This is a genomic window from Helicobacter sp. (assembly GCF_017502485.1).
Lineage (GTDB): Bacteria > Campylobacterota > Campylobacteria > Campylobacterales > Helicobacteraceae > Helicobacter_B.
Map to the genome: position 1 here is coordinate 1 of NZ_JAFVUX010000021.1, position 7,926 is coordinate 7,926.

The 7,926-nt window shown below is 44.2% G+C and carries 8 protein-coding genes; 7 read left to right on the top strand and 1 reads right to left on the bottom strand.

What is annotated here, in order from left to right:
- From IKB69_RS04560 to IKB69_RS04590, 7 genes are all read left to right on the top strand, one after another.
- On the top strand, window positions 1-355 hold a 355-nt coding region (locus IKB69_RS04560; protein WP_290946571.1), incomplete at its 5' end, for a hypothetical protein.
- Window positions 355-1,386 (top strand): asparagine synthase-related protein, encoded by a 1,032-nt coding sequence (locus IKB69_RS04565; protein WP_290946573.1) that lies wholly within the window; start codon window positions 355-357, stop codon window positions 1,384-1,386. The genes IKB69_RS04560 and IKB69_RS04565, both read left to right, overlap by 1 nt.
- A gap of 160 nt (window positions 1,387-1,546) precedes the next feature.
- A complete protein-coding gene (gene rpmB, locus IKB69_RS04570) occupies window positions 1,547-1,735 on the top strand; it encodes a 50S ribosomal protein L28 (RefSeq protein WP_023930576.1) in 189 nt (62 codons plus the stop codon).
- 16 nt (window positions 1,736-1,751) lie between these two features.
- Window positions 1,752-2,879: a potassium channel protein gene (locus tag IKB69_RS04575; protein ID WP_290946579.1), complete on the top strand. Its 1,128-nt coding sequence runs from the start codon at window positions 1,752-1,754 to the stop codon at window positions 2,877-2,879.
- Between the two features lie 20 nt (window positions 2,880-2,899).
- Window positions 2,900-4,249: a glutamate-1-semialdehyde 2,1-aminomutase gene (gene hemL, locus IKB69_RS04580; RefSeq protein ID WP_290946581.1), complete on the top strand. Its 1,350-nt coding sequence runs from the start codon at window positions 2,900-2,902 to the stop codon at window positions 4,247-4,249.
- Window positions 4,249-4,635, top strand: a complete 387-nt coding sequence (locus IKB69_RS04585; protein ID WP_290946583.1) for an AtpZ/AtpI family protein — start codon at window positions 4,249-4,251, stop codon at window positions 4,633-4,635. Before hemL ends, IKB69_RS04585 begins: the two co-directional genes overlap by 1 nt.
- Before the next feature lie 64 nt (window positions 4,636-4,699).
- A complete protein-coding gene (locus IKB69_RS04590) occupies window positions 4,700-5,782 on the top strand; it encodes a hypothetical protein (protein ID WP_290946587.1) in 1,083 nt (360 codons plus the stop codon).
- An 84-nt stretch (window positions 5,783-5,866) separates the two neighbouring features.
- Here IKB69_RS04590 and IKB69_RS04595 read toward each other — a convergent pair whose 3' ends face one another.
- On the bottom strand, window positions 5,867-7,864 hold the full coding sequence (locus IKB69_RS04595; RefSeq protein WP_290946589.1) for a methyl-accepting chemotaxis protein: 1,998 nt from the start codon (window positions 7,862-7,864) through the stop codon (window positions 5,867-5,869).
- Between the last annotated feature and the right edge of the window lie 62 nt (window positions 7,865-7,926).

A 7,926-nucleotide genomic window follows, 5' to 3' on the forward strand; every position in this document is an offset into this window, starting at 1 on the left:
GGGGGGTAAATATTTAAGGGATTTAGCTTGCGGGCTAGAATCGTGGATTTCTGCGCCTTGCAGCGTCGATAGACCACTAGTCTTATCTTCCTTGCAAGCCTTGCAAAGCCCCGATTCTAGCTTTTTTCTGTCATTACAAGCATTATTTTCCGCGAAGCAATCTGCACCCCATAAGCCCAGCCCCCACACCCTAGAATCTAAATGCTACAAACTACACGCTAGTGCCTACTCTTTACATACATTCCTAGAATCCACTTTTGGCAACAATGCCACCAATGTTCTTTTTCTGTCATCGCCACGACTTGCCCCAGCAAGTCGTGGCGATGACAGAAAAATCACTACAAGGAGTAAATAATGGATAAAGTCTATTGTATGAGCCACTACTTGGCTTTTCGCTATATTGCTGATGAGAGTAAAAACTTTTTCCCTCATCTTTCCCATCGCAATTTCATCCCAAACTTCACATACGATCTTATCGATAGTGTTGATGAGCTAGATTCTTATATCGCTAAGCAAATGCAAGGGCTAGATCCTAACACCACGGGCGTTATGCTTAGTGGTGGGATAGATTCTGCTGTGGTGGCTTCGTATCTGCCCAAGGGTGCTAAAGCTTTTACGATGCAGTGTATTGCTTCACCTACAAGCATTGATGAGACAAAGCAAGCTGCATTGTATGCCAAGCGCTATGGGCTTAACCATATTGTCGTGCCAATCCACTGGGAAGATATTCTTGCACGCTTGGATAGCATTTTTAGCTTTGATGGTGTACCTTGCCATAGTATAGAGCCACTTATTGATATTTGCTTGGATACAGCAAGATCTATGGGTGTTGAGACAATGTGCCTAGGTGAGAGTTTTGATTTAGTATTTGGCGGTATGGATAAGCTTTTGGCAAAGGATTGGGGTTTTGATGAGTTTGTAGAGCGCTATACATTTTTAGACCCTAAAAGAGTGCTGAAGCACTATGTAGATACTAAAGAAGTCTTTGAGCCATATAGGCAGGGGGATACAATCGACTTTTTGCGCTTTATTGATGAGATTTTTGCCATAGAGTCTGGCACTTCGTATTGGCATATGTTTGAGAAAAACTCTATGCGTTATTTTGACCCTTGCCAAAAGGTGAAGATGGCACAGCCTCTTGATTTACAAAAGATAAGAAATGGTAGCCCAAAGTATATGGTGCGCGAGCTTTTTACGCGGCGGTATAAGGATCTAGCGATCCCAGATAAAATCCCTATGCCTAGAGAAGTGGAGTTTTGGCTTAGAGATTATGTGCCCAGTAGAGATGAGTTTGTCACAGGGGCGCATATTGGCTTAAGTGGGGAGCAAAAGTGGCAGCTCTTTTGCTTGGAGCGGTTTTTGGATAAGTTTGATCCTAGGGTATGATAGAGAGCCAGAAGAACTTAGGGTGCTCTTTATGTAAGGTAGTGCGAGCTAGCTTAGGATATTTGGCAATTTTAAGCTAATAAGCATAAAGATTATGCTACAATCCCCGTTTATTTTGCTTAAAAACTACACCAAATCTTTAGAGATTTAAGGAGCATTTATGGCAAGGAAATGTTTTTTTACAGGCAAGGGTCCAATGGTTGGCTACAATGTGAGCCACGCGAACAACAAAACCAAAAAGCGATCGCTCCCTAATCTTCGTAGCATTCGCATTAAACTAAGTGATGGCACATCTATGCGCGTGAAAGTCGCTGCATCTACGCTAAGGACGATGAAAAAGCACGCCTAGCGTGTAAGGCGATCCATTGCTTAGCAAACTTAGAAAGCTCCTGCATTGGGGGAATTCATCAAAGCCAGATATTGATTTATCCCCTCAGCTTTATGAGCAGTTTAAGGCATTTAGATTTCCACTTGTTCTTATACAAGTTTTTATCTTAATCGGCACGCTTGGGTATTATCTCTTAGAAGACTACAATATCGTCCAAGCCTTTTTCCAATCTTCTTACACTTTTACAAACACCGGCTTTGGTGCGCTTAATGAGAGAGAGTTTGGCGCGCTGGCAGTCCTTTTTACAGCATTTTTGATGCTAAGTGGCGCGGCGATCATCGCCTTTAGCGTGGCGTTTATTGTCAGTATTGTTAATATGGGTGTTTTAACAGGACTTTTAAAGGAGAAAAAGATGATAAGCAATATTGCGCGCCTGCGCAATCACTATGTAATATGCTACCACAATGAATATACCATCGAGCTAACTAAGCAGTTTAGAGAAGCGCAAATCCCATTTGTCGTGGTAGATTCTAGCCCTGATTTAGAGAAGCAGGCTTTGACATACAAATACCCCTATTATATCATCGGTGATCCTCACACAAACACTGCTATGCTCAAAGCCCGTTTGTCCGCTGCACGCGGGGTTGTAACATTTTCTAAAAATCTTTCAGACAATATCGCTCTAATTGTCTCCGCCAAGCTCTTTGCCCAAGAGCTTAACCGCAAGCCTCTGTACATCATCTCAAGTGCAGATTCTGAAGAGCAGGTACAGAAGCTCCAAAAGTTAGGCTCTGACACGGTGATTTCTGCGCCAAAGCTTATGGCACAGCGCATTAGCGCGATGGCTCTACGCCCAGATATGCAAAATCTCCTAGAGCGATTTGCTTACAAAAACAATAGTGGCTTAGATTTAGAGGAAGTGCTTGTGCCTAAGTATTCTTGGCTTGTGTTAAAGAAGCTTAAAGAAGGGCATTTCCGCGATTTTGCAAAGGTATTTATCGTAGGCATTACGCAAAAAGATGGCAAATACTTCGCTATGCCAGATGAGGATATGGTGATTTCTAGCGAGTGCAAACTGCTAATGATAGGCACTTCTAGGGGAATAAGCGATGTGCGCAAACTCATTATGAAGTCTAAAAAGCCCCAAGAAATCGACTATATTTAATCAACGCATAAGGAGCTAGTATGGAACATTTCCCAAAATCACGCTTAAGCCAAGTCCAAATTGACAAAGAAAATCGCATACACACAAGTATTAACGACTTTAATGAAGCCAAGCAAGTCATCGCCGGGGGGGTAAATTCTCCTGTGCGAGCGTTTAAAAGCGTGGGTGGGACGCCTATTTTTATCCAAAAGGGGCAAGGGTGCTATCTTATTGATAATGATGGTAATGCCTATATAGACTTTGTGCAAAGCTGGGGACCGCTACTATTTGGACACAGTGATAGCGAGATTTTGCAAGCGGTGCAAGAGTCCCTGCAAAATGGCTTAAGCTTTGGTGCGCCAACAAGAGTAGAAACACAGCTAGCAAAGGCGATTATCACTAGCTATGATGGTGTAGATAAGGTGCGCTTTGTAAGCTCTGGGACAGAGGCTACAATGAGTGCGATTCGCCTTGCGCGAGCATTTAGTGGACGCGATGATATTATCAAATTTGATGGTTGCTACCACGGGCATAGCGATAGTTTGCTAGTGAGTGCTGGGAGCGGGTGCGCGACTTTTAGCACTCCTAGCTCGCCGGGTGTGCCAAGTGATTTGAGTAAGCATACGCTAGTAGCGCGCTATAACGATATAGATTCTGTGCAAAAGTGCATTGAAGCCAGCGGACAAGTTGGGGCGATCATCATTGAGCCCATTGCGGGGAATATGGGGCTAGTCCCAGCAGATAAGGAGTTTTTACTCTCTTTGCGCAAGCTTTGTAGTGAGCGAGGGATCGTGCTTATTATTGATGAGGTGATGAGTGGATTTCGTGCGGCATATAATGGCGTGCAGCACTATGTACCAATCGAGCCTGATCTTGTGTGTTTTGGCAAGGTGGTAGGTGGTGGTATGCCTTTGGCAGTGTTTGGTGGTAGGGCAGAGATTATGGATATGCTCTCCCCACAAGGCGCAGTCTATCAAGCAGGCACGCTAAGTGGGAATCCTATCGCCACGGCTGCTGGGCTTGCTATGCTAAAAAAGCTTACTAAAGATAAGGGCTTATATGAACGGCTTGAGAGTTTAGCTAGGCGATTTACCGCTGGACTAGAGTCTAGTGCCAAAGCACATAATATCTCCTTGCAAACGCAAGTGCGTGGCAGTATGTTTGGCTTCTTTTTTGCTCCTAAGCCTGTGAAGAATTTTGATGATGCAAAATGCGCAGATACAGCGATGTATGCTCGCTTCCATCAAGAAATGCTCTACCGCGGTGTCTATCTAGCGTGCTCGCAGTTTGAGACAGGCTTTATCTGTGCGCCAATGAATGAAGCCGTTATTGATGAAGCGATCCAAGCAGCGAGTGAGAGCTTCGCATTTATTGCAAGTGAGCGCGCATAATGCCAGCATCTAAAGAGTCAAAAAAGCTAGAATCTAGCAAGAGCACACTAGAATCCACTAAGCTAGATTCGGGGGTAGGGTCTAACAATAGCACTAAAAATAGCGATGAAAAAGCCAGCCAAAGCCCAAAAGCCCAAAAGCTCATTGATAGCGCGTATGATTTAAGTTTAGGCATATCCATTGTAGTAGCAGTACTACTAGGGCTAGGTGTTGGGGTTTTGCTACAAAAGCTTAGCGGTAGCGTGTGGGGGTTAGGAGTCGGGGTATTTTGGGGTGTGGGGGCTGCAGTGCTAAATATTTATAAAGCTTATAAGCGCACCAAAAGAGACCTAGAGGCTCTAGCTCACGATCCTAAATACAACTATGAAAAGCCCAAAGACTCCTAACTTTATAAGCCTTAATCCGCTTTATGCTAGAATCTTTGTCCATTTAGCTACAAAGGAGCAGAGTATGGAGAAAGAAAATTTAGCTTTAGGTAATCATTCCACAGATTTTGGTAGCCCTAGAGAAGCCATAGACTTGATCAAAACTTACGATAGGGCATTTTACGGCAATCAGCAAGCCGCATACGCTTCAGCAAAGCAGGTGCTAGGGATTATGCACGCACTCTATAAGCCTAGCAGTGTGATCGATGTGGGCTGTGGGCTTGGGACTTGGCTTAAGGTGTGGCAGGAGCTAGATTCTAGCGTGCTTGTGGCTGGGCTTGATGGCAATGAAGTGGGTGAGAGTGAGCGATTTATCCCTGCAAGTGCGTATGCGCAAGTGGATTTGACAAAGGATTATAGAGAGATATTTGGTCGTGCTAGCGTGCTAAAACGGGGGGGGGGGGGACAACTTAAGCGCGTAGGCTTTGGGGCTAAAAATGGCGATTACTGCGGCGAATCTGCAGTTACGCACGCCCAAGTGCGCGCCTTTGACTCGCCTTGCAAAGCCCCATTTTTATTACCCAAATCCCACCGCGAGCAAGTGGAATCAAAAGCGCAAAGCCACGATTCTAGCCCAAACGATCTAGCTATGCTTTCTAAGCCTTTTGAGCTAGCCCAAAGTCTTGAGGTCGCAGAGCATTTAGACCATATTTTTGCTGCTAATTTTGTCCAGCTCCTTACTTCTCTTGCAGATGTGGTGCTATTTTCTGCGGCGATCCCCTACCAAGGTGGGGTGTGCCATATCAACGAGCAGCCCCCAGCCTATTGGGCGGAGCTCTTTGCCAAGCAGGGCTATGTGTGCTTAGACTTCTTGCGCCCTAGCATTTGGAGTGATGAGTCAGTGCTATGGTGGTATCGGCAAAATCTCTTAGTATTTGTGCATAAAGATAGGCAAGCGCAGCTCTTCCCCACTCTTAGCCCTGTATCAGTCCCAGCCTACCTACCACACCCAATAATCTGGGAGGAGAAAAACAAGTGGCTAGAATCTGTGCTTAATGCGCATTTGCACAAGCCTTTATCCACGGGGCTAAAGCTTATAGCCAAGTGGATTCTCATTAAACTCCACTTACTAGAATCTCTTAAACGCATTGTAAAACCTAGGCATTAGTAGCCTACTTTATGGGCAGTGGGGCTAGAATCTATTAGATTCTAGCAGGCTGCTATTTTTAATATTTGGGTTGCTTTGTAAGGCTTAGAACTTTTTCTTTTGCACATCATCTTGAATCAGTGAAGCAATCGTATGCACGCGGTGGGTGATGGCGTTAGTGTTGTTGGCTATGCTGACATTTTCTTGCGTGATTGATTGGACTTGATGGATGGCTTCATTGATTTGTGTTAAGCCTGCTGTTTGCTCATTAACTGCTTCAGAAATATCATTGACACTTTGCACAAGGACAGAGATATTGGCTTCAATCTCACCTAGTGATTTGCTAGTTTTCTCCGCAAGCTTGCGCACTTCATCAGCGACAACAGCAAAGCCTCTGCCGTGCTCCCCAGCTCTAGCGGCTTCAATGGCAGCATTTAGGGCTAGTAGGTTTGTTTGCTCGGCTATATCTTGGATCACGCTTACAATGTTTTTAATATCTTGGGCTTGCGTGGTAGCTTCGTTAGTTTGTGCGCTGACATTATGCATAGAAGCGTTGATCTCTCCCACTGCAGTAACGCTCTGCTCCAGCGCACTAGCTTGAGACTGCGTGCCATCAAGCAGTTTGCCCATAGAGCTCTCTAGAATTTGACTTTGGTCTGCAAGCTCATTGGCAAAGCCTTGAGAAGTCTTAAGCATTTGGACAATCTCATTGCCAAGCTTATTGGTCGTAGTTTCTACATCGCCCTTAGCATTGGGAATTGTCTTAGTGAAGTCTAGTTGATTATAGGAAGCAAACACCGCGCTAATGACATTCATATCTGCGCCGATCTTGCGCTCTAGCACTTGGAGCATTTTGTTTAGCATAATGACTAGCTCTTTTATCTGTGGGTTATTAGGAGTGGCATCAATACGCGCGCTCATATTGCCAGATTCTATGGTTTTGATCACTTGCAGTGCGCACTCCACAGTGTGCTTGTCTTGAGTGAGGTTGGTTTTAGTGTGCTCAATGTTGTCATTGATAGCTTTAGCCATTTTGCCAAACTCATCTTGAGTTTTGATGTGCAGTATAGGCGCACTGCTTGCCTTGTGGTTGATAAAGTCAAAGAATTTGATAAGCCCATTAGTGATAGGCGTGATATGGCGGAGCTGATAGATAACGATCCAATACAGCAATACTGCTGTGAGTAAAATCGCTATCACAGAGAAGCTGATTTGTGAAATGAGATAGGCGTTCAACTCTTCTTCAAAGTCTACTATGGCGTTTGCCGAGCAGAGTAGCCAATTGTAGTGGTTAATCTCACACACTGCCACCTTTTCTACTCCATCAAAGCTGTAGTGCAAGATCTCAGAAGGTGTGTGGATTTCTCTAGGCGTTCGCTTATAGAGCTCTTCATAGATTTTATACTCTGAATTATCTTGGGAGAAAAGCACCTTGTCGCTAGTGTGCAAAATACTATAGACGCCTTTATCATCGTTTCCTACAAGGAACACTGAGCTACTAGGTGTAGTCTTTAGACTCATAAAAGCCTTTTGTAAATCTTTTAGGAAGATATTTGCGCCCACGACTGCGACTATCTTGCCATTTCGCATAACAGGCGCATATACAGAGAGTGTAAGCTCATTAGTTGTAATATCGTGGAAGGGTCGTGTGAAGCCCGGCTTACCTGTGGCAAGCGCGTCTTTAAACCACTCTCTTGTGCGCGAGTCAAAGCCTTTGCTTTGATCTAAGATATAGGGCTTGTTGCCAGATTGGACATCAGTTTTTATCAAAAGTCCATCGTGCGCGTAGCCTAGATAGAGCGCATCCATTGTAGTAAAGGTATAGGCTTCGCGTAGCGATTGTGAGATGTTTTGGTGTGATAGGTCGCCACTCTCTTCGATGTCAGCGACCACTCTTTGCATAAAGTCAAGCCGCGCGCCAAAGTAGGCGTCAATAAAGATAAGAGCGTTTTTCACACTTTCTTTCTTGCCGTGGCTCACACTCTTTAAGATCGCATCTTTTGCTAGGATATAACCGACAAGTTGAAACGCTATAAAAATCACAATTAGCAAACTAATGATAATAAAGGCAATTTTCTGTGAGATACTACGCTTGCCAAACATATATACTCCTTTAAGCTAAAATAATAATCAATCTTATCAAAAAAAAAAAAAAAAATAAATAA